Source organism: Bacteroides sp., assembly GCF_030151085.1.
Lineage (GTDB): Bacteria > Bacteroidota > Bacteroidia > Bacteroidales > Bacteroidaceae > Bacteroides.
Genome location: NZ_JASLER010000018.1, coordinates 39,085 through 60,765 on the forward strand (window position 1 = coordinate 39,085; position 21,681 = coordinate 60,765).

The 21,681-nt window shown below is 41.6% G+C and carries 18 protein-coding genes; all 18 read left to right on the forward strand.

Annotated features, from left to right (window positions below; translation table 11 throughout):
• The first annotated feature begins 404 nt into the window (after positions 1–404).
• The gene (trpB, locus tag Q1W14_RS03785; protein WP_300699420.1) at positions 405–1,580 is read left to right on the forward strand and encodes a tryptophan synthase subunit beta; all 1,176 of its coding nucleotides are present in this window, start codon (positions 405–407) and stop codon (positions 1,578–1,580) included.
• A 15-nt stretch (positions 1,581–1,595) separates the two neighbouring features.
• Positions 1,596–2,996, forward strand: a complete 1,401-nt coding sequence (locus tag Q1W14_RS03790) for an anthranilate synthase component I family protein (RefSeq protein WP_300699421.1) — start codon at positions 1,596–1,598, stop codon at positions 2,994–2,996.
• A gap of 35 nt (positions 2,997–3,031) precedes the next feature.
• Positions 3,032–3,643, forward strand: a complete 612-nt coding sequence (locus Q1W14_RS03795) for an aminodeoxychorismate/anthranilate synthase component II (RefSeq protein ID WP_300699422.1) — start codon at positions 3,032–3,034, stop codon at positions 3,641–3,643.
• A 36-nt stretch (positions 3,644–3,679) separates the two neighbouring features.
• Positions 3,680–4,678 (forward strand): anthranilate phosphoribosyltransferase, encoded by a 999-nt coding sequence (trpD, locus tag Q1W14_RS03800; RefSeq protein WP_300699423.1) that lies wholly within the window; start codon positions 3,680–3,682, stop codon positions 4,676–4,678.
• A gap of 13 nt (positions 4,679–4,691) precedes the next feature.
• The gene (trpC, locus tag Q1W14_RS03805) at positions 4,692–5,546 is read left to right on the forward strand and encodes an indole-3-glycerol phosphate synthase TrpC (protein WP_300699424.1); all 855 of its coding nucleotides are present in this window, start codon (positions 4,692–4,694) and stop codon (positions 5,544–5,546) included.
• An 11-nt stretch (positions 5,547–5,557) separates the two neighbouring features.
• Complete coding sequence (locus Q1W14_RS03810; RefSeq protein ID WP_300699426.1) at positions 5,558–6,175, forward strand: phosphoribosylanthranilate isomerase; 618 nt, start codon at positions 5,558–5,560, stop codon at positions 6,173–6,175.
• Between the two features lie 29 nt (positions 6,176–6,204).
• Positions 6,205–6,981, forward strand: coding sequence for a tryptophan synthase subunit alpha (gene trpA / locus Q1W14_RS03815; protein WP_300699427.1), 777 nt, complete (start codon positions 6,205–6,207; stop codon positions 6,979–6,981).
• A gap of 147 nt (positions 6,982–7,128) precedes the next feature.
• Positions 7,129–8,169 carry an asparaginase gene (locus Q1W14_RS03820; protein WP_300699428.1) on the forward strand — a complete coding sequence of 347 codons (1,041 nt, stop codon included), beginning with the start codon at positions 7,129–7,131 and terminating at the stop codon, positions 8,167–8,169.
• Positions 8,170–8,333: 164 nt separating this feature from the next.
• Positions 8,334–10,625: an LruC domain-containing protein gene (locus Q1W14_RS03825; RefSeq protein WP_300699429.1), complete on the forward strand. Its 2,292-nt coding sequence runs from the start codon at positions 8,334–8,336 to the stop codon at positions 10,623–10,625.
• Positions 10,626–10,665: 40 nt separating this feature from the next.
• Positions 10,666–11,025: a response regulator gene (locus Q1W14_RS03830; RefSeq protein ID WP_300699430.1), complete on the forward strand. Its 360-nt coding sequence runs from the start codon at positions 10,666–10,668 to the stop codon at positions 11,023–11,025.
• Positions 11,026–11,043: 18 nt separating this feature from the next.
• Complete coding sequence (locus Q1W14_RS03835; protein WP_300699432.1) at positions 11,044–12,210, forward strand: sugar transferase; 1,167 nt, start codon at positions 11,044–11,046, stop codon at positions 12,208–12,210.
• Between the two features lie 30 nt (positions 12,211–12,240).
• On the forward strand, positions 12,241–13,074 hold the full coding sequence (locus tag Q1W14_RS03840; RefSeq protein WP_300699434.1) for a TolC family protein: 834 nt from the start codon (positions 12,241–12,243) through the stop codon (positions 13,072–13,074).
• Between the two features lie 9 nt (positions 13,075–13,083).
• Complete coding sequence (locus Q1W14_RS03845) at positions 13,084–15,243, forward strand: hypothetical protein (RefSeq protein ID WP_300699436.1); 2,160 nt, start codon at positions 13,084–13,086, stop codon at positions 15,241–15,243.
• A 33-nt stretch (positions 15,244–15,276) separates the two neighbouring features.
• A complete protein-coding gene (locus tag Q1W14_RS03850; protein WP_300699438.1) occupies positions 15,277–16,761 on the forward strand; it encodes an O-antigen ligase in 1,485 nt (494 codons plus the stop codon).
• A gap of 1 nt (position 16,762) precedes the next feature.
• Complete coding sequence (locus tag Q1W14_RS03855; protein ID WP_300699440.1) at positions 16,763–17,959, forward strand: glycosyltransferase family 2 protein; 1,197 nt, start codon at positions 16,763–16,765, stop codon at positions 17,957–17,959.
• A 3-nt stretch (positions 17,960–17,962) separates the two neighbouring features.
• On the forward strand, positions 17,963–19,090 hold the full coding sequence (locus Q1W14_RS03860; RefSeq protein ID WP_300699441.1) for a glycosyltransferase family 1 protein: 1,128 nt from the start codon (positions 17,963–17,965) through the stop codon (positions 19,088–19,090).
• A 10-nt stretch (positions 19,091–19,100) separates the two neighbouring features.
• Entirely contained in the window at positions 19,101–20,300 is a 1,200-nt protein-coding gene (locus Q1W14_RS03865; RefSeq protein WP_300699443.1) for a glycosyltransferase, read from the forward strand.
• Complete coding sequence (locus Q1W14_RS03870; RefSeq protein ID WP_300699445.1) at positions 20,297–21,235, forward strand: phosphoribosyltransferase; 939 nt, start codon at positions 20,297–20,299, stop codon at positions 21,233–21,235. Before Q1W14_RS03865 ends, Q1W14_RS03870 begins: the two co-directional genes overlap by 4 nt.
• Positions 21,236–21,681 lie beyond the last annotated feature (446 nt).

Here is a 21,681-nt window from a genome sequence, read left to right on the forward strand (position 1 = left end):
CACACCAATGGCTACTAATTGTTTTCTTTTCATTGTTCGTTCCTTTCTTTATAAGTATATTGTTCACTTTATTTCTTTTTATAGAACAATATTTTAAGAAAAATGTTCTAACAAGAAAAAAAAGTAAGTTTTATTTTGGTGTTTCAGACAAAGTGCTTATATTTGTCCCCGTTAAAACAAAAAAAGACAATGAAAACAATGTTCGTAAATACATATTGGTGGTGGCACTCTTTACAACTCCGACAGTCGTAAGGGAGCAGCGCTCGTATGTATATATGTAATATATAAATAGAAAAAGAAAGAGCCCTGTCGCAACCTGCGACAGGGCTCTTTTCTTTTTATCGGCGCATCAAAGCGAATACTAACTTCAATCGTAAATCGTAAATAATTAAATCGTAAATAAAATGAGTTACTTAGTTGACAAAGAAGGTTATTACGGAGAATTCGGTGGGGCTTACGTTCCCGAAATCCTCCACAAGTGTGTAGAAGAATTGCAGAACATCTACCTCGACGTACTGCAAAGTGAAGACTTTAAGCGTGAGTTCGACCAGTTGTTGCGCGACTACGTTGGCCGCCCCTCCCCACTCTATCTGGCACATCGCCTCTCCGAGCATTACGGTTGCAAAATCTATCTGAAACGCGAGGACTTGAACCACACAGGTGCCCATAAAATCAACAACACCATCGGACAAATCCTCTTGGCTCGTCGCATGGGCAAACGTCGCATCATCGCCGAAACCGGAGCCGGACAACACGGTGTTGCCACCGCTACTGTTTGTGCACTGATGAACATGGAATGCATTGTCTATATGGGCAAGACCGATGTGGAGCGTCAGCACATCAACGTAGAGAAAATGAAAATGCTCGGTGCAACGGTAGTTCCCGTCACCAGTGGTAACATGACCTTGAAGGATGCCACCAACGAAGCTATCCGTGACTGGTGTTGTCATCCGGCGGATACTTATTATATAATAGGTTCTACCGTTGGTCCACATCCCTATCCCGATATGGTGGCACGTCTGCAATCGGTCATCAGCGAAGAAATCAAAAAGCAACTGCTGGAACACGAAGGACGTGATTGTCCCGATTACCTCATTGCCTGCGTAGGCGGAGGAAGTAACGCTGCCGGAACTATCTACCATTATATCGACGACGCCCGCGTACAAATCGTCCTCGCCGAAGCCGGAGGTAAAGGTGTGGAAACAGGCATGACCGCCGCTACTATCGCTCTTGGCAAACTAGGCATTATCCATGGCTCACGCACTTACGTCATTCAAGATGAAGACGGGCAGATTGAGGAACCTTATTCCATCTCAGCCGGATTGGATTATCCGGGCATCGGCCCCATGCATGCCAATCTTGCCGCACAGAAACGTGCACTTGTTCTTTCGGTTAATGACGATGAAGCCATCCGTGCTGCTTACGAACTGACCAGACTCGAAGGTATCATCCCCGCCCTTGAAAGTGCCCATGCCTTGGGAGCTTTGGAAAAGATGACGTTTAAACCGAGCGATGTGGTCGTATTGACCGTGTCTGGCAGAGGAGACAAAGACATCGAAACCTATCTAAGTTATAACTAAAAAAGTTTCTTCATCATGAATACATTCAACTTTACCACCGTCAGCCGTACCGTACTCGGCGACCTGCACACTCCGGTAAGTACCTACCTGAAAGTACGCGATATCTTCCCTCAAAGCGCTCTTATGGAGAGCTCCGACTATCATGGCAGTGAAAACAACCGCTCCTTTATCGGCCTTTGTCCCGTAGCAAGTGTCAGCATAGACCATGGCACAGCTGTTTTCCGACTCCCCGATGGCACACGCGAAGAACGCAACGTGAACGAAGAATATCGTGTGGAAAATGCTCTGAAAGATTTTCTTAACTGCTTCAAGGTAGAGGGCGAATACAGTGAATATTGCGGGCTTTACGGTTATACTTCCTTCAACGCCGTACGCTATTTCGAGAACATTCCTATTAAAGACAGCCGGGAAGCTACTAATGATGCACCCGATATGCTATACATATTATATAAGTATCTCATAGTCTTTAACGACTTCAAGAACGAGATGCTTCTGCTCGAAATGCTTGCCGATGGCGAAACCAGCGAACTGGACAAAGTGCAGAAGGCCATCCACAACCGCAACTACACCGCCTACGACTTCCGTGCCGTTGGCGAAACCACTTCTCCGCTTACCGATGAGCAGCACAAGGCGAATATCCGCCAAGGTATCAACCACTGCCTGCGTGGCGATGTGTTCCAAATCGTCCTCTCCCGCCGCTTCGAACAACGCTTCGTGGGCGATGACTTCAAACTGTATCGTGCCCTGCGCAGTATCAATCCTTCGCCCTATCTGTTCTATTTCGACTTTGGCGGTTTTCGCATCTTCGGCTCTTCGCCTGAGACACATTGTCGCATCGAAGGCCGTCACGCCTACATCGATCCCATTGCCGGAACCACTAAACGCACAGGCGATGCCAAGCAAGATGCCATCAATGCCCAATACCTGCACGATGATCCCAAGGAGAATGCCGAACACGTGATGCTGGTAGACCTTGCCCGCAATGACCTCAGTCGTAACTGCCACGATGTAAAAGTAGATTTTTACAAGGATATGCAGTATTACAGTCATGTCATTCATCTTGTCAGTCGTGTAAGCGGTACGCTCAACGAAGATGCCGATCCGATAAAGTCGTTCATCGACACCTTCCCTGCCGGCACACTGAGTGGTGCACCCAAGGTACGCGCCATGCAGATCATCAGCGAATTGGAACCGCATAACCGTGGCGCTTACGGCGGCTGCATCGGCTTCATCGGACTGAACGGCTCACTGAACCAAGCTATCACTATCCGCACTTTCGTCAGTCGTAACGGAGTACTTTGGTTCCAGGCAGGCGGCGGCATCGTAGCCAAAAGTAATGAAGAATATGAATTGCAGGAAGTGAACAACAAACTTGGTGCACTGAAAAAAGCAATCGTCATGGCAGAAAAAATGTAAAAATAGTTATGAGTTATAACTAAAAATAATTAGAAATGAAAACAGTAATCATAGATAACTACGACTCTTTCACCTACAACCTTTCTCATCTGGTGAAAGAACTCGGTGCAGAAGTAGAGGTATTGCGCAACGACCAATTCGAACTTGAAGATTTGGAGCAATACGATAAAATCATTCTCTCACCCGGTCCCGGTATTCCCGAAGAAGCGGGCTTGCTACTGGATGTCATTCGCGCTTATGCCGGAAAGAAGCCTATACTCGGTGTTTGTCTCGGCGAACAAGCTATCGGACAAGTATTCGGTGGAAAACTGACCAATCTGAGTGAGGTCTTCCACGGAGTACAAACAGAGGTCTATCTGAATGATGAATTAAGAATGAAGAATGAAGAATGTTCTGTAAAACCAACGCTGGAAGAAGATTATATCTTTGAAGGATTATCCACAAAGTTTCCTGTGGGGCGTTATCACTCCTGGGTAGTCGATACGGAAGGATTCCCGGAAATTCTAGCTATCACTGCTATCAGCCCTGAAGGGCAAGTCATGGCATTGAAACACCGGGAATACGATATCCACGGCATTCAGTTCCATCCCGAATCGGTACTGACTCCTGACGGAAAAGTGATTGTTAGAAACTGGCTTTTCAAATGACAGCCATTTTAATTTATAATCGATAATATATAATTTATGAAACAGATACTATCCCGCCTCTTCAACCACGAGGAGCTCACTTCGGAGGAAACCAAACAGATCCTCCTCAATATAACCAAAGAAATGTATCCGGAAGCACAAATAGCTGCCCTGCTCACTGCCTTCCAGATGCGTGGTATCACCGTTGACGAACTTGTCGGTTTTCGTGAAGCGCTCATGGAAACCCGTATCCCTATTGATTTCTCCCCTTACCGCCCCATCGACATCGTAGGTACGGGTGGTGATGGCAAGAACACTTTCAATATCTCTACCTGCGCTTGCTTCGTTGTAGCCGGAGCCGGTTACAAAGTTGCCAAGCATGGTAATTACGGTGCTACCTCCGTCAGTGGAGCCAGTAACGTCATCGAGCAACATGGAGTTCGCTTCACCAATAATCCCGATGTCTTGAAACGCAGTATGGAAGAGTGCAACATTGCTTACTTGCATGCACAGTTGTTCAATCCTGCCATGAAGTTCGTCGGTCCGGTTCGCAAGGCACTGGGAGTACGTACATTGTTCAATCTACTAGGTCCCTTGGTCAATCCTTGCAAACCAACTTACCAATTGCTCGGCGTTGCAGACCTCTCACAGATGCGTCTTTACACCAACGTGTTCTACAAACTCGGCATCGATTTCGCTGTAGTAAACAGCCTCGACAGTTACGACGAAATCTCCTTAACTGACGAGTTCAAAGTGATGACTCGCAACTACGAACGTATCTACCGCCCGCAAGCCCTTGGCTTCAAGGACGCACACCCCGAAGAACTTTTTGGTGGTGCCTGCCAAGAAGATGCAGCACGCATTTTCGACAATATCCTCCGCGGCCAGGCCACCCCTGCACAGATGCAATGTGTCATTGTCAACGCTGCCTTTGCTATCCAAATCATGGAACCGCAAAAAGAGATTGAAGAGTGCATCGCCATTGCCCGCGAATCACTTGATAGCGGACGAGCACTGAATACATTGAAAAAATTTATAAACTTAAATGAAAAATGAAAAGGATCAACTTATGAAAGATATTTTATCCGAAATCATTGCTCACAAGCAAATAGAGATAGAATTGCAGAAGCAAACCATCTCTCTCGAACATCTGGAAGAGCAGGCTGAGAGCATGCTACAAGCTGGCACTACAGCCGACGGTTCACACTGCTGCCGTAGTATGAAGTATTCACTCGCATGCTCTGCTACAGGCATTATCTCCGAGTTCAAACGCCGTTCCCCTTCCAAAGGATGGATAAACGAAACTGCCCAAGCAGAGATTATTCCCGCTGCATACGAAGCTGCCGGCGCTGCCGCCCTCTCCATCCTGACCGATGAGAAATTCTTCGGCGGTTCACTCCGTGATATTCGCACTGCACGCCCACTCGTCAACATTCCTATCCTGCGTAAAGACTTTATCATCGACGAATACCAGCTTCTTCAGGCACGTATCGTCGGCGCTGATGCTGTGCTACTCATTGCAGCCTGCCTCACACCGGAACAATGCAGCACCCTCACCGCAAAAGCCCATGTCCTCGGACTGGAAGTATTGCTCGAGATCCACAGCCCGTCCGAACTTGCATACGTTACTAATGAAGTCGACATGGTAGGCGTGAACAACCGCAATCTCGGCTCTTTCGTCACCGATATAGAAAATTCCTTCCGCTTGGCAGAACAACTTTGCAAAGTCACCGACGGATCGAAATCCCCGTTGCTTGTCTCCGAAAGTGGCATCTCGGATCCCGAAACCATCCGCCGCCTGCGTACTGCCGGCTACCGTGGTTTCCTCATCGGAGAAACTTTCATGAAGACCGCCTCTCCCGGCAAAACCCTTCAAAACATGATAACAACGATTAATGATAAATCACTAATCACTAACCACTAATCACTATTTACATGTTTCCCATTATCAAAGTATGCGGAATGACAGAAGCAAACAACATCCGCGATATCGAACAGCTGGGAGTAGATATGATAGGTTTTATCTTCTATCCCAAATCTCCTCGTTGCATGTGTGAGATACCCGAGTATCTGCCCGTTCGAGCCAAACGTGTCGGCGTCTTTGTCAATGAGAGCAAAGAAGACATCCTGATGTATGCCGATCGTTTCGGTCTGAGTTACATCCAGCTGCATGGTAATGAATCTCCCGATTATTGCCGTACGTTGCAAAGCAATGGATTGCGTCTCATCAAGGCATTCTCCATTTCTCTCCCCAAGGATTTGTTTGATGTCTCCACTTACGACGGTCTATGTGATTATTATCTGTTTGATACCAAGACTCCGCAATTCGGTGGTTCCGGCAATCAATTCGACTGGAACATTTTGCATCGTTATAACGGTTCCACTCCATTTTTGCTCAGTGGCGGCATCAATCCTTATAGTGCAAAAGCTATCAAAGAGTTCCACCATCCGCGTCTTGCAGGAATCGACCTCAACAGCCGTTTCGAAACAGCACCGGGCTTGAAGGATGTAGAACGCATCGAAATATTTTTAGAAGAATTGAGAAAATTATAAATTACGAATTATAAAATACAAATTATATCATGTCAAATCGCATTAACCAACTCTTTCAGGACAATCCTCAGAACGTGTTGTCCATCTACTTCTGTGCCGGTTCCCCTACCCTCGACGGTACTGCCGATGTAATCCGTGCTCTCGAAAAGAACGGTGTCAATATGATCGAAATCGGCATCCCTTTCAGCGACCCAATGGCAGACGGACTTGTCATTCAAAATGCTGCCACCCATGCCCTTCGCAATGGTATGTCCCTTCGCATTCTGTTCGAACAACTCCGTGATATCCGTAAAGATGTCCGCATTCCCCTCATCCTCATGGGCTACCTTAACCCTATTATGCAATTTGGTTTCGAAACCTTCTGCCAACGCTGTGAAGAATGTGGTATCGATGGTGTCATCATCCCCGATCTTCCTTTCAAAGATTTTCTGGCCAACTATAAAGCCATTGCCGAAGCACACAACGTAAAAGTCATCATGCTCATCACTCCAGAAACCAGCGAAGCCCGTGTCCGCGAAATCGACGCCCATACAGACGGTTTCATCTACATGGTTTCCAGCGCTGCTACCACCGGTGCCCAACAAGACTTCGACGCCCAAAAGCAAGCCTACTTCAAAAAGATAGAAGACCTGCAATTACGCAATCCCCGTATGGTAGGTTTCGGCATCAGCAACAAACAAACATTTAATGCAGCTTGTGCCAACTCTTCAGGAGCCATCATCGGTAGCCGCTTCGTCGCCCTGCTCAATGAAGCCGAAGGAGATGCAGAAAAGGCGATCAGGCAGTTGAAAGAAGACTTGAGGTAGTGATTAGTGATGAGTGATGAGTGATTTGTTGGTATTGTAACTGTTCTCTTCTGATCATTGAAAACACAAACAAATCACTAATCACTCATCACTAATCACTATTTTTCCCTATCTTTGTGCCCGAAAAACAATCTAAAAGAGATATTTATGAAAGTCGATTGCCCTTCTGTGTTGTTAATTTACACGGGTGGAACTATCGGAATGATAGAAAACCCGGAGACTGGCGCCCTTGAAAACTTCAACTTCGATCAATTGCTAAAGCATGTTCCCGAGTTGAAGCGTTTCAATTACCGAATCTCCTCTTATCAGTTCGATCCTCCTATTGACTCTTCTGATATGGAGCCTTCGTTTTGGGCAAAGATTGTCAAGATTATCAACTATAACTATGACAACTATGACGGCTTTGTTATCCTACATGGAACAGACACAATGGCATACACAGCCTCCGCTCTTAGTTTCATGCTCGAAAATCTCTCTAAGCCCGTTATACTTACGGGTTCACAGCTACCCATCGGTACTTTGCGCACCGACGGAAAGGAGAATCTTATTACCGCAATTGAAATTGCCGCAGCAAAAAATCCTGACGGCACTCCTGTTGTTCCCGAAGTCTGCATTTTTTTCGAGAATGAACTGATGCGTGGTAACCGTACTACTAAAATCAATGTGGAAAACTTCAACGCCTTCCGATCATTCAATTACACCGCATTGGCAAAAGCCGGCATCTATATCCGCTACAACGAACATCTTATACGGCGTCCCGATCTTTCACGCCCTATGAAACCGCATTACCTCTTTGATACCAACGTTGTAGTGCTTACCCTTTTCCCAGGCATTCAGGAGACAATTATCGATTCTGTGCTACACGTTCCCGGGCTTAAAGCAGTGGTACTCAAAACCTTCGGTTCAGGAAACGCCCCTCAGAAAGAATGGTTTATCCGTCAATTGAAAGATGCTACCAATCGTGGTATTGTCATTGTCAACATCACCCAATGCCAAAGTGGTACAGTAGAAATGGCACGTTATGGAACCGGGCTACAACTTATTCAAGCAGGTGTAGTCAGCGGTTACGACAGTACGCCCGAATGCGCCGTAACCAAACTCATGTTCCTACTTGGACATGGACTGAACCAAGAAGAAATTCGTCGCCTCATGAACTCCGATTTAGCAGGTGAAATTACTAAACAGTAGATCTATGATCAAGAAAAATTGACGATTTCAAGTATTGAGTTGTATCATCTGTTCTTAGACAATTCTTAAAAAGATTTAATTTATATATTTTTCTTTCACTTATCAGAGCAAACATATATAAAATAAGCGTATTTTTGTTTGTTATCAATTCAAAAACGAATTAAATGGTAAGAAACATCATTATTAACCGCATCCTGTTGCTGGCAGTACTTTTGGGAAGTGCTATCCTCAGCAGTTGTAAAAATGATGTTTTCAACTCTGAAAAAGTTAAAGCAACTTACCAAGATAAATTTCCTGTAAAAGATATTGATCCTACAATGGATTGGAAAATGACGAAGCAAGTAAAAGTCGCAGTGTCTGTTAACGAAGACGCAATGACCAACTATACTATCCGCATTTATGATGCGGATCCGTTATCGGACAATTCAACCGCAAAAGTCTTAGCAACAGGTGTAGCAAGCAATACCCAATCCTTCAATACTGTTATGGATTGCCCCACTGTAGTGAACAGTGTTTTCGTATGCCGCACAGACGCCCATAAACGTAATGTAGTAAAACACGTCCCTATCGTTAACGACCAAATAGACACTATGTTCGGGGGAACTATCATAACACGTTCTACACGTGCTAATGATGTAGATATAAAAATTGAACAATATACCCCGGTCAATTCTCTGGATAAAGTAAAAAGTATGCTCCTTAAAGCTAAAGAGCTTCAATCGAACACTCAATTTTCTGCCGGATCGATATATAAAATTTCAGAAGACAAAGAATTTTCCGCACCTTTAAAAGGTGATATATGGGGTTCATCTCGTGGTACCCTTATCATCTGTGGTAAATGGGAACCGAATGGCAACAATCTGAAAATTCCTAATGGAATTAATATCTATGTAATGAATGAAGGGGAAATCATCATACCCCAAAACAAATCATTGACTTTCGATCAGCAAGGTTACTTGGGCATTTTCCCCGGAGGTAAAATATCAGGAGATGATAATAGCAGCTTAGCATTGCCTGCACAAAGTGGAGATGATAAATACTTCTATAATGCAGGAGAGATTGAAGATATAAACTTTTCTACTGCGAATAATAACTCAACCACAATCTACAATTGTGGTGAAATGAATGTCAAAACAATCAAGTGCTTACATTTCATAAACCAAGGTCATGTAAAATGTGATGAGATCGGAAGTGTCAACGGTGCAAACCTTACTATAGACAACGGATGCTATTTAGAAGCAGAGATGAGTAATGGAGACCTGAATTGCGGTACCGGCTCTCGTACTGAAATAGGCCAATTCAATCTGGAAAGAGCAGGTTGGGGAACTACTACCCAAATAGGTTCAAATGCATTGTTACAGATAGAAGAAGGATCGTTCACCGGAAATGTGAAAGCTCCTTCCTCCCATTTTGCTTTGATCCGGATTAAAAAGATAAAAGACATCTCTAATTTCAAAACCCAAGGTAAGATCTATTACGAAATAGAAAAAGCCGTCTCTTTCGATGATTGGCGACAGGAATTCCTTGAAGCTCTAAAAAATGGTGACGGAAGTTACTCCAAATGGGGCGAATCTCCTATTATTATACCCAGTGGAGACTGCACAGGCGACGGTTACAAGCCGGATGAAGATGGCTCCGACGTATCTACCGATCCCATACCTTATACCTATGTTTTCGAAGACAATTTCCCATTAGTAGGCGATTACGATTTTAATGATGTCGTATTGGACGTGAAGATCAGCAACCTGTGTGAAGAAAAAAGCAATCACATCAAACAGATTCAGCTTGACGTCACTCTGACCGCGCTCGGAGCTACCAAAATGTTAGGTGCCGGATTGCGTATTGTCAATACGCCTAAATCTGCTATCAGATCCATAACCCCTGCCGGAGATTATAATCGTTTTCATAATACGCTGACATCCAGTACATTTTTCAAATTCAATGCAGGTAGCTACATGGAAGATGGAGATAATAATATCGTCATACCTCTCTTTGGCAATGCCCATCAAGTATTTGATGGTGTTCAGCAAGGTCAAATGATCAATACTGATCCGGCAGGTATCACCAGCAAACCCTTTACTTATAAGATTATCATAGAGTTGGCCGATCAAACCAAGGAGGAACCGATTATTTCAAAAGATGACCTTGATTTTTTCATTTGCTACCAATATAAAAACATGCAAAAGCGTATGGAAGTACACCTGTATGAATTCAGGGACTACGGTGCAACAGCTGCGGGTACTATCCAGCAAGAAAATCTCGATTTAGCCGGTAATAACACTTGGGCAATATGTGTTCCAGAATTCAGATATCCCAAAGAAAGGATTAACATTAGTAATCAGAAGGACAACAACGATTGTGCATACCCCAAATTTCTAGACTGGGCACGCAATCGTAACACAAATACTGATTGGTATAAGGATCCTTATATAAACGCAAACAACGTATATAGATAACAAACAATAACATTAATATAGCAGATAAACAAGCATAGAAATGAAGAAAATATTATTTGTAGATGACAAACCTGCCATTGGTAAGGTACTCTCAGTGTATTTAGGCCAAGAAAATGAATTAGTGTATTTCGAAGATCCTATCCGGGCTATTGAGTGGCTAAATGAAGGAAACAATCCTGCTCTCATTATCTCAGACATCCGCATGCCCAAAATGACAGGCGGTGAATTTTTACATTTTCTGAAAAGCAATGCACTTTTTAGACACATTCCTGTAGTAATGCTTTCCAGTGAAGAAAGTACCACAGAGCGTATCAATCTACTTAATGCAGGTGCAGAAGATTATATTCTGAAACCCTTCAACCCCATGGAATTGAAAGCTCGTATCAAGAAATACCTTTAATTCATATAATAATAGGATATGTTATATTATATCTACATAGGAAACAACCGCACCATTATAGATCACCTAAGTAAAGTAACGGGTGGTATGTTTATGGCTGTTTCCTCGTGCAATAAAGCAGTAAAGGTAATAGACAGCATTCGCGAACGATATAACACATCCATTCTATACGAGCGAAACGACGTAGAGAAAGATTGCCAGGATATCGCCTTCCTGCACAAGCGTTTTCCACGTGTATACATGATTCTTGTCGCCGACGAACTGCCCAGTGAAGAAGTCAGACTTTATCTGCAATCAGGAGTTAACAACACACTGACTCCTTTTGCTAATGAAGAGAGCATTCAGGAGATGACAAAATTTCTCAAACTACGTAAAGAACACAGACTACAAGAATTTAGCCAAACACATCGAAAAGTACTCAATACGTTCCAGTTGCCTACATGGAAACGTGTATTTGATGTTCTTTTTGCTTCTGCGGTACTCATTGTATTATCGCCGATACTTATTGCTACGGCAATAGCCATACGATTGGAAAGTAAAGGCAAAATAATATACAAATCACAGCGCGTAGGAAGCAATTATAAGATATTCAATTTTCTCAAGTTCCGCTCTATGTACACTAATGCGGATAAACGTTTGAAAGAATTGAATTCTCTCAACCAATATAAAATAGAAGAAGAAATTCCTGACGAGCAACCTGATATTCGGTTTGACGACTTAGTCGGTACCCCCGAAGAGGAAGCCACTCTGCTGATTTCAGATGATTTTGTTATCTCCGAAGAAGATTTCCACAAAAAGAAATCCCTAGAGCAGCAGAATACATTCATCAAGATAGAAAATGATCCCCGCGTTACCCGCGTAGGGCATTTCATTCGTAAATATAGCATTGATGAGCTACCCCAACTTATCAACGTTCTGATGGGTGACATGAGTATAGTCGGTAATCGTCCCCTCCCCCTCTACGAAGCGGAGATGTTAACCAGCGATACTTACATAGAGCGCTTCATGGCCCCTGCCGGATTAACCGGATTGTGGCAAGTTGAAAAACGTGGAGGTGCCGGCAAAATGTCAGCAGAGGAACGAAAACAATTGGATATTAAGTACGCCAGAGATTTTTCTTTCTGGCTGGATATGAAGATATTGCTCAAAACGGTGACGGCGTTTGTGCAGAAGGAGAATGTATAATATTAAGACTTAAGATACTGAAACGATCAAATGAAGAGAGGATATTTAAAAAACATAGCATACAATGCAATTCTTTTAGGATTGTTCATTATACCACTTTCTGCATCTGCACAAGAGATGACACGTGAGGAGCGAGTTAAAGCATTGGAAATGCTGAAGGCGGAAGATGAAAAAATGGAGGTAAATACGATGGAATTTGCATCTCAAAATTCTTCGATTGAAGTTGAAAAATTACAATTACCTCCCTTATCTATTTTCCTTGATGCTGTGACTGAAAATGCAACGGTAAAGCGCGCTCAATCGCAGGTGGAACAAGTGAAAAATAGGTATCGGCTGGAAAAACGTAATTGGTGGAATTACTTACGATTAAATAGCACTTATTCCTATGGACGTTATAATATTGTTGGTAATTCAAGTGATGAATTCACTCCTATGTATCAAACTACTACAGCTAGTGCACAAAATAATTATAATATAGGTGCAAGCCTTGGAGTCAGTGTAGGAGATTTAGTAAACCGTCCTATAAAGTTAAAAGACTATCGCTACCAAATAGAACAATTGCAATATATGCAGGAAGAAGTAATGGAAGAAAGACGATTAAAAGTTCTGGAAGCCTATAACGCTGTAACAGAACAGTTAGCAACCATAAGTGCTAAAGCGGAGACAGCTGCTTTATACAACGCACAAATGAAAATTTGTGAATACAATTTTATAAACGGTACAATGGGGATTACTGCTCTTTCTTTGGAACGTTCCCGGCGTACAGGAGCAGTAACTACATATGCACAAGCTCGTGTAACCTTGCACAATTCTATTATTCTCTTAGAGATGCTCACCAATGTAAAAATTATCAAGGAAAAGTAAATTAGATATATGAATATAATACAATTTTTATCCGGCTTCTTTTACCGCATTCGCTATTGGTTGTTGTGGGGCAGTTTATTTACAGTAGCCATGGTAGTCTATTTTACACAGTTCTTGCCATTTAGCTATACAGTAAGTAGTAGCTTGTATGCAGGTGTAACCAATACCACCAATATAGATGGAACCCAAGTAGTTAATATTAATAGTACTTTCGACAACATTATCAATATTGCCCGCTCCAAGAATACTTTGTCCAAAGTATCTATCCGGCTACTTGCCACTAACCTTGTACATGGTAATGAATGGAAAGATAATATGTACATTCAAGCCAAGCATTACCGCCAACTCGTTCAGTCCGCCCCTAAAGAAGTACTTGCTTTGGTCGATCGTTCTTCACTTGAAAAAACAATCGAAAACTTAACAAATTACCGAAAAGAAAATAGTAACAACTTTGTCTATTCCATATTCAACCGTCCTTCTCCTTTTTATAGTTCCAGTGCATTAGAAGCAATCAGTATTAAACGTTTGGGGACCAGTGATATCATTGAATTAGTTTACACATCATCTGACCCAGGAATAACACAGAATACCCTCAAAATTTTGGAAGACGAATTGCTGAAAGCTTATGAAGTATTACGTTTCAGCGCAACCAACAATGCCATTGCCTACTTTGAGGAACAAGTCAAGTTATCAAAGCAACTCTTAACAAAAGAAGAAGATGACTTGACTAATTACAGTGTTGAAGAACAAGTTATCAACTACCCAGAACAATCTAAAGCGTTGGCTCTGACCAAATACTCAGCAGACGACCGCATGGAAGAAATACAACGAAACTATGAAAGTGCCACCGCTTTACGCCAAATGCTTGAAAATAAAATGGATATACGTGCTAAGATAATCCGTACAAATACCAATCTGTTGCAAGAGTTGGAAAAGGTCAGTACCTTAAACCAAAGCATTATGGAGCAGGAAATTTTCAATACAGACCCAAATCAGCGCAAAGAGAATAAACTTTCACAAGAAAAGGACGCTTTACAGAAAGCAGAAAGCAGAATTGGTCATCTTTCTGACAATCTGAATGAATATGGGATTTCTAAGGAAGGGGTTGGTATTCAAGAGATGATAACAGAATGGTTATCAGCCTGTATTAATGAAGCTAAAGCCCAAGCAGAAGTAAATGTTCTTATAGATCGTCAGTCTAGTATTGTCGACCAATACAAAAATTTCTCCCCTATTGGTACTCAGGTAAAACGAAAAGAACGTGCCGTAGGTATTGCAGAAGATACTTACCGGCAACAATTAGGTGGCTTGGCTGAAGCCCACCTCCGTTTGCAAAATATTAAGATGTCTACTGCCAATCTACAGATTATTGCCCAACCGGAATATCCGTTGTCTGATAACGGTCGAAAAAGAATTATCTACATTCTACTTTCACTCATCGGTAGTATCGTGTTTATCAGTGGCTACTTCTTGTTTATCGAATTGATAGACCGCACACTTCGCGATCCAGATCGCAGCAAGCGTTTGACAGGACTACCTGTCATTGCGGCGTTCAACGGCATCAGCAATTTAAAGTATCGTGGCTTCCTGAAGGCATGCAACCGGCTTGCAGCTGCATATTGTTGTCGCCAACTCAATAACTATCTACACCCACAACGTCCTACGGTTATCAACCTGCTTAGTATGGAAGCGCGGGAAGGTAAATCATTCCTTGCTAAATATTTCATAGACTACTGGGAAACAGAAAATTTACGCGTACGTTTTGTACAATACAATGTCGATTTTGATATTACAAGTAAGAGTTATGTACTGGCACAAGAACTCTCTGATTTTTGGGTATTGAATGATGCTGAAGAAGTACCGGATATTATACTGGTTGAATACCCTGCTGTATCCACAGCATCATTACCTATGCCGGTTCTCCAAAAGGCTGATTTTAATTTATTAATTGCTAATGCTGCCCGCCTGTGGGGCAAAGACGATGATACCCGGTTGAAGCCATTAGTCAATGAACTGGAGGAAACTCCATTGTTCCTTTACCTGAACAATGCCGATCGTGAAGTAGTAGAAAGCTTTACCGGAGAATTGCCTCCGCAAACTCCAGTACATAGCTTCTTTAGCCGGATCTCACAATTAGGATTAACAGCAAAGTCAGCCGCAGTTAAGTAATTAACAAATACCAAAAACGAAAAAGAGAGATAAATGGGAATAAAAGGATATACAATATCTCCCCTAGTGGCAACCATATCCATACTTATCATTGGTTTAGGGGCAGTAGCCTATAGCATTCTATTCAGTGCATGGGATGTGATAATGTATGTTTGCTCCATTCCTTTTTTTCTTGTTATACTTGTGCAATCTTTCCGGAATCCCTTTACAGGCACCTGTTTTTTATTTACCTTTAACTACTTCTTTTTGGCTTGGATTAGATATACCGAAAGAACGGGACTTAGTGTATGGTATGACATTGCAAATGTATTGATGCTCATTATATTAATTGTATATTCGGGTAAACAAAGTGAAATTTCATGGAAAAAGGCGCAGAATATTTTAACAATAGGCGGTTTGGCATGGGGTATATATACTGTTGCCGAAATTGCCAATCCTACAGCCGTAACTGAAGCATGGGTTTATTCACGAGGTACTATATACAGTACATGTCTTATTTCCTTAATCAGTGTTTTGGTAATGACTTCCTATAAACGCGTGCGCACTATTATGCTTATGCTTTCTATATTCACTCTAATTGCTATAACCAAGGCTGTTTATCAAAAATATGTCGGTTTTGATAATATAGAAATGGAAATGCTTATTGAGACCGATATGTATAGGACTCATTTATTGAATGATGTCACCCGGTATTTTTCATTTTTCACAGATGCCGGAAATTTTGGCTCTAATATGGGATTTGCTAGTATCCTATTTGGCATCTCTGCAGTTTTCATAAAAAAGAAAGCAACAAAAATATATTATATTATAGTCTCAGTCCTATCAATGTATGCTCTTTTCATATCCGGTACTCGTGGATCGCTATTCGTTCCAATTGGTGGGGTAATATTGTTCACTTTCCTCAGTAAAAAACCTAAATTAATGGGAGCCACTACTATCTTTGGTCTGTGTGTTTATCTTTTCTTTGCACATACATACATTGGTGAAAGTAATGCGTCTATCAGGCGCATGCGTACAGCTTTCAACCCGACAAAAGATGCATCCTATCGTGTTCGCCAAGAAAACAAAAAGATTCTAGCAAACTATCTGAGGCACAAGCCTTTCGGAGAAGGCCTTGGTTTGGGAGGGGTGGAAAACATAAAATACGGTAGCCGCCTCACCACAACTACCGCACACGACTCTTTTTACGTTAAGGTTTGGATGGAGACAGGAATTGTAGGATTAATACTCTATCTCACAATCTACTTATCCACCTTGTTGTGGGGATGTTATCTTATCATGTTTCGCATTAAAAATGAAGAACTACGAGGGATACTCACTGCTATTGCGTGCGGTATATTTGGCCTTATGGTGAGTGCCTATGGAAATGCCTTTTTCGGTCAATTTCCTACAGTATTCATTGTCATTATCTTTCTCTCTGTCTTGCTTAATGGCAAGTATATAGATCAACAATTAACAGAAATGTTGAAACCGGCAAATAAAATACTAAATATAAACAAAAATAACAGAAAATACTAATATGAACGACTTTTTTTCCATATTCAATCCTGACTGGTGGATGGATGAGAACAACAACGCCTTGCAAATGGCAGATGCTATTCTCTTCCTATTGTTAGCTATACCTGTAGCTTATCTATTTGTATATGCAATGGCATCGCTGCGAAAATATAAGAACCCCTATCCAACTGCTAAGAAACAGCACCGTTTCCTAATACTTTTTGTTGTACTAGAAAATGGTAAAGAAGTGATTGAATCTATTAATCACTTTCTTGATACCCAATTGTACCCAAGAGAGAAATACGACATTGCCGTTGCTGCTACTCGGCTGCCTGAAGAAGATTTGATTGCATTACTGCAAATGCCGGTAAATATTGTTGTACCCGACAAAGAAGAATGTACCAAAATTTATGCTATTCAGCAAGTTATGGAACGTTACTCTTCCAAGGAATACGATGCCATTGCTATATTTAATTCAGACAACAAAGTTGTTCCCAATGCATTAGAACTTTTCAACAATGCTTATTATTCCGGCTGTGATGCCATACAAGCACACCGAATGACTGAAAACCTGAATACTAGTATTGCTGTATTAAATGCAACGAGTGAAGAAATTAACAATAATCTTTTCCGCAAAGCTCATACAACACTAGGATTCTCTTCTGCTCTCATTGGTTCTGGTATGATGTTCGATTTTGAAATTTTCCAAAATATTGCTCCACGACTATCAGGTAGTGATTTGGCAAAAGCCACAGAAATGGAACTTTTGAAAGAGAATATTTACACAGAGTATATGGAAGAAATTGTCTGCTATTGTAAAAAAACAAACGATGCAACAGGTTACAGTCAAGAGCGTCAACGTTGGTTAAGTGCAGAATATCGGAGTACTATGCTGGCGATTGTCCAATTTCCTTTAGCTTTCCTGCAAGGAAAGTGGGACTTATGCGAAAAGTTCCTGCAATGGTTACTTCCGTCGCGTTTCTTGCTAATCGCCTATATAGTTCTCTGTGCTGTAGCTATTACATTACTCAACTGGCCGCTCGCAATTAAATGGTATGTACTCCTATTATGTCTGTTTATTTCATTCTTCATGGCCATGCCTGATGGAGAGATAAGCCGTAAATTCAGACATTCATTCTGGTCTTTACCTATTTTGGTTGTTACATCTCTGCTTAGCCATGTAACTAGAATATTCAAAAGAAAAGAGAACAAATCGTAATCTATGAAGATAGCAATCGAAGCCCAGCGTATCTTTCGTTGCGATAAGCACGGAATGGATTTTGTTATTCTGGAAGTCTTACGGGAACTACAGAAGCGAAAAGATGGCAACTTGTACTATGTGCTTGTTGCCCCGGGTGAAGATCACTGTCTTGAAGAGACAAACAATCTGAAAATCATAGAGTTGCATTGCCCTACATATCCGTTGTGGGAACAAGTAGCCCTGCCGCAGGCTGTGAGCCGTTTGAAGGTCGATTTGTTGCACTGTACCTCAAACACTGCTCCGCTTTGGTGCAACGCACCTTTGGTGCTAACGTTGCACGATATTATTTATCTGGAGCCCCGGCAACACCGCAGTCCGTCACTCTATCAAGAAATGGGGTGGCATTACCGAAAAATGGTAGTTCCTCGCATTCTAAAGAAATGCAAGAGAATTATTACTGTTTCCCATTTTGAATGTACACGTATCCGTGAAGCGCTATACCTTCCGAATGAGCAAATTACTGCTGTATACAACGGGTACAACACGCATTTTAATAAAAAAGAAACACTAGACCAGAACATTATCCAGAAATATATTCCCAATGAAAGTTTTCTTTTCTTTTTGGGAAACACAGATCCCAAAAAGAATGCAGCACGCACCTTAAAAGCCTATTCTCTCTATCTCAAAGCGTCGATAGTGAAACGCCCCTTGCTTATAGCCGACCTAAAAGAAGAGTATATTGATAATCTTCTACAGCAAGAAGGAATTACAGAGATAAAGGAGCACTTACACCATCCAGGCTACATTGTCAATCAAGATCTGGCAACACTTTATAATGCTGCTTTTGCCTTCCTCTACCCTTCCTTGCGAGAAAGTTTCGGTATTCCTATGCTCGAAGCAATGGCTTGTGGTACTCCTGTAATTACAAGCAATACCTCTGCCATGCCCGAAGTAGCAGGTGAAGGAGCTATTCTCATTAATCCGCTGAATCCACAAGAAATTGCAGATGCAATCATACAATTGGAAAATGATGAAGATTTTCGTCAACAACAAAGTGCTTATGGACAGGAACGCGTAAAGCTGTTTTCATGGAAAAATACAGCTGAAGCCTATGTGAAAATATATGATTCCATTTTTAAAAACTCCTAAAAATATTACTATGGACTTCATTATTACTAGCTTACAGACTTGGGATATTGAAATAGGTAGTACCATCAAGAATACAGCACTAGAAATATCTAAAAAACACCGGGTACTTTATGTTAATACTCCAATGGATTATTCCAATTATTTGAGAGGAAATAGAAAGTCACCATCGTATCTCCGACGTATGGAGGTTATAAAACGCAACACTTCTCCTCTGCGGCGGATTAATGAAAATTTGTGGGTAGTGGACTGTCCGTTTATATTGCCCTCTTTTAATATTTTGCCAGCTGGACTATTCAATTTATTCAATAAAAGAAACAACCGCCGCATCGGACAATGGATTGTAAAACAAGCAGCATCTCTCGGATTTAGAGATTATATTCACCTCATTGACACCGATATTTACCGTAGCCGCTACTTAAAAGAATTTATTCGTCCAGCCATCAGTATCTATTATCGTCGCGACTACATTATCGGTGAAGCCTACTGGCGCAAGCATGGTACGCGTCTTGAACCAGAACTGGCAGCTTCGGCAGATATTGTTCTGGCAAATTCTACCCGTTTTGCTGCAGAACTAGAAGTCTACAACTCCAACACTTATCCTATAGAAACAGGAGTAAATCTGGGGTTATATAAAGCATCACATCAATACAATACGCCTGCTGATATAAAAAATATCCCACATCCTATTGTAGGATATATGGGTACTATAAACAGCACGCGCTTAGATGGAGATTTGTTATACGAAATCATAGAACAGCGTCCCCAATATAACTTTGTATTTACTGGACCGGAGGATGAAGGTTTCCGCCAACATCGCATTCACACTCTTAGAAATGTATTTTTCTTAGGACAAAAAAAAGTGGAAGAATTGCCAGCGTATATCACGGCCTACGATGTTTGTATCAACCCTCAAATTGTAAATGACATCACTGATGGTAATTATCCGTTGAAAATAGATGAATATTTGGCAATGGGAAAGCCTACCGTAGCAACCAGTACGCATACAATGCGTGATATTTTTGCCGATTACACACATTTGGCGGCTAATCTTGAAGAATGGCTTTCTGCCATTGACCAAGCAGTGTCTGAGTCGGGCAACAAAGAACTAGCCCAAAAACGTGTTACTTATGCCGAAACCCATAGCTGGGGACACAGTGTAAGGAAAATATACTCAATTATTGAAATTTATCAGAAAGGAAAAGCAAAATGAACTATCGCAACATAGACGATTTAAACCATTGTATTTTACAGAATATCAGCATTTTGCCACGAGATTTCGACCTTATAGTAGGCATTCCCCGAAGTGGCATGTTTCCAGCCAACTTGTTGGCACTATACCTTAACCTGCCAGTCACAGATTTGGATTCATTCCGCAACGGACATATTTACCAGACGGGAGAACGGGGAAAGACGTTCAATATGACCAGCATTCATAAAGTATTGGTAGTAGATGACAGTATTTCTACAGGTAATGCCATTAATAAATGTCGCATTTTGCTTCAAGATATCAAAGATAAATATGAAATAAGATATTGCGCCATCTATAGTATATCTGAACAGACTAAAAATATTGATTATCATTTCGAAGTATTAGAATATCCTCGTTTCTTCCAGTGGAATATATTAAACCACAGTATTCTGGAAAAAGCTTGTATGGATATAGATGGAGTACTCTGCACAGACCCTACTCCTGAAGAAAACGACGACGATGCGCGTTACAGGGACTTCCTGCTAAACGCACGCCCTCTTTTCATTCCCCGTGTCAAGGTGGGCACATTGGTTACTTCCCGTTTAGAAAAATATCGCAAGGAAACAGAAATCTGGTTAGCTGAAAATAATGTAAAATATAACAAGCTAGTTATGTTGGATCTACCCAACAAAGAAGCTCGTCAACGAGCCAACTGCCATGCTTCATTCAAGGCTCATGAGTATGGTTCATCTGCAAGTTATATGCTGTTTGTAGAAAGTTCAATGCAACAGGCTATTGAAATTAACCGCCTGGCAAAGAAACCCGTAATGTGTATTGAAACCTTTCAAATGATATACAGCTCCAAATCTTTATATTACAATCTAAAGTCTGGAGATACTTTTCCATGGTTACGCCGTTTCTTGATAAAAATGCGAAACCGACTGAGAGGCAATTAGAATATTGCCTGCTCCGATTCACCAAGCAAGAATCGTCCCTATCGGCATAATAAACCACATCGTCATCTGGTATTGAAGAAAATAAATCGGAAAGTTCCTTGACAAAGCTTCCTACTCGAATGCTTGGGCTTCATACGGAACTTCCGTAAATTTCTTATAGCTAAAACCTATACGGTTCTACAAATCAACTGTTCTGGAAATGCTATATTCAACACCCAATGCAAACATTATCCATCTGAAAACGTTTTGCATCCGCATAAACATGTTGAGTCAGTTCTCCACACAGAACGAACAGTTGCCGCTGTCAAGCAGACCCCAATATTCTTAATGACGTTTTTCTAAAAGTTCGCTTTCGCCACCATGCAAATAGGAATTTCTGTAACGATAAACCGTTAATACATCTATACCTAAACAATCGCCACAAAAGAAGGAGAGTTACCTTTACT

Excerpts from the sequence above, each read along its gene's own strand:
- trpB (WP_300699420.1), top strand. The coding sequence starts at position 405 with ATGAGTTACTTAGTTGACAAAGAAGGTTATTACGGAGAATTCGGTGGG.
- Q1W14_RS03790 (WP_300699421.1), top strand. The coding sequence starts at position 1,596 with ATGAATACATTCAACTTTACCACCGTCAGCCGTACCGTACTCGGCGAC.
- Q1W14_RS03795 (WP_300699422.1), top strand. The coding sequence starts at position 3,032 with ATGAAAACAGTAATCATAGATAACTACGACTCTTTCACCTACAACCTT.
- trpD (WP_300699423.1), top strand. The coding sequence starts at position 3,680 with ATGAAACAGATACTATCCCGCCTCTTCAACCACGAGGAGCTCACTTCG.
- trpC (WP_300699424.1), top strand. The coding sequence starts at position 4,692 with ATGAAAGATATTTTATCCGAAATCATTGCTCACAAGCAAATAGAGATA.
- Q1W14_RS03810 (WP_300699426.1), top strand. The coding sequence starts at position 5,558 with ATGTTTCCCATTATCAAAGTATGCGGAATGACAGAAGCAAACAACATC.
- trpA (WP_300699427.1), top strand. The coding sequence starts at position 6,205 with ATGTCAAATCGCATTAACCAACTCTTTCAGGACAATCCTCAGAACGTG.
- Q1W14_RS03820 (WP_300699428.1), top strand. The coding sequence starts at position 7,129 with ATGAAAGTCGATTGCCCTTCTGTGTTGTTAATTTACACGGGTGGAACT.
- Q1W14_RS03825 (WP_300699429.1), top strand. The coding sequence starts at position 8,334 with ATGGTAAGAAACATCATTATTAACCGCATCCTGTTGCTGGCAGTACTT.
- Q1W14_RS03830 (WP_300699430.1), top strand. The coding sequence starts at position 10,666 with ATGAAGAAAATATTATTTGTAGATGACAAACCTGCCATTGGTAAGGTA.
- Q1W14_RS03835 (WP_300699432.1), top strand. The coding sequence starts at position 11,044 with ATGTTATATTATATCTACATAGGAAACAACCGCACCATTATAGATCAC.
- Q1W14_RS03840 (WP_300699434.1), top strand. The coding sequence starts at position 12,241 with ATGAAGAGAGGATATTTAAAAAACATAGCATACAATGCAATTCTTTTA.
- Q1W14_RS03845 (WP_300699436.1), top strand. The coding sequence starts at position 13,084 with ATGAATATAATACAATTTTTATCCGGCTTCTTTTACCGCATTCGCTAT.
- Q1W14_RS03850 (WP_300699438.1), top strand. The coding sequence starts at position 15,277 with ATGGGAATAAAAGGATATACAATATCTCCCCTAGTGGCAACCATATCC.
- Q1W14_RS03855 (WP_300699440.1), top strand. The coding sequence starts at position 16,763 with ATGAACGACTTTTTTTCCATATTCAATCCTGACTGGTGGATGGATGAG.
- Q1W14_RS03860 (WP_300699441.1), top strand. The coding sequence starts at position 17,963 with ATGAAGATAGCAATCGAAGCCCAGCGTATCTTTCGTTGCGATAAGCAC.
- Q1W14_RS03865 (WP_300699443.1), top strand. The coding sequence starts at position 19,101 with ATGGACTTCATTATTACTAGCTTACAGACTTGGGATATTGAAATAGGT.
- Q1W14_RS03870 (WP_300699445.1), top strand. The coding sequence starts at position 20,297 with ATGAACTATCGCAACATAGACGATTTAAACCATTGTATTTTACAGAAT.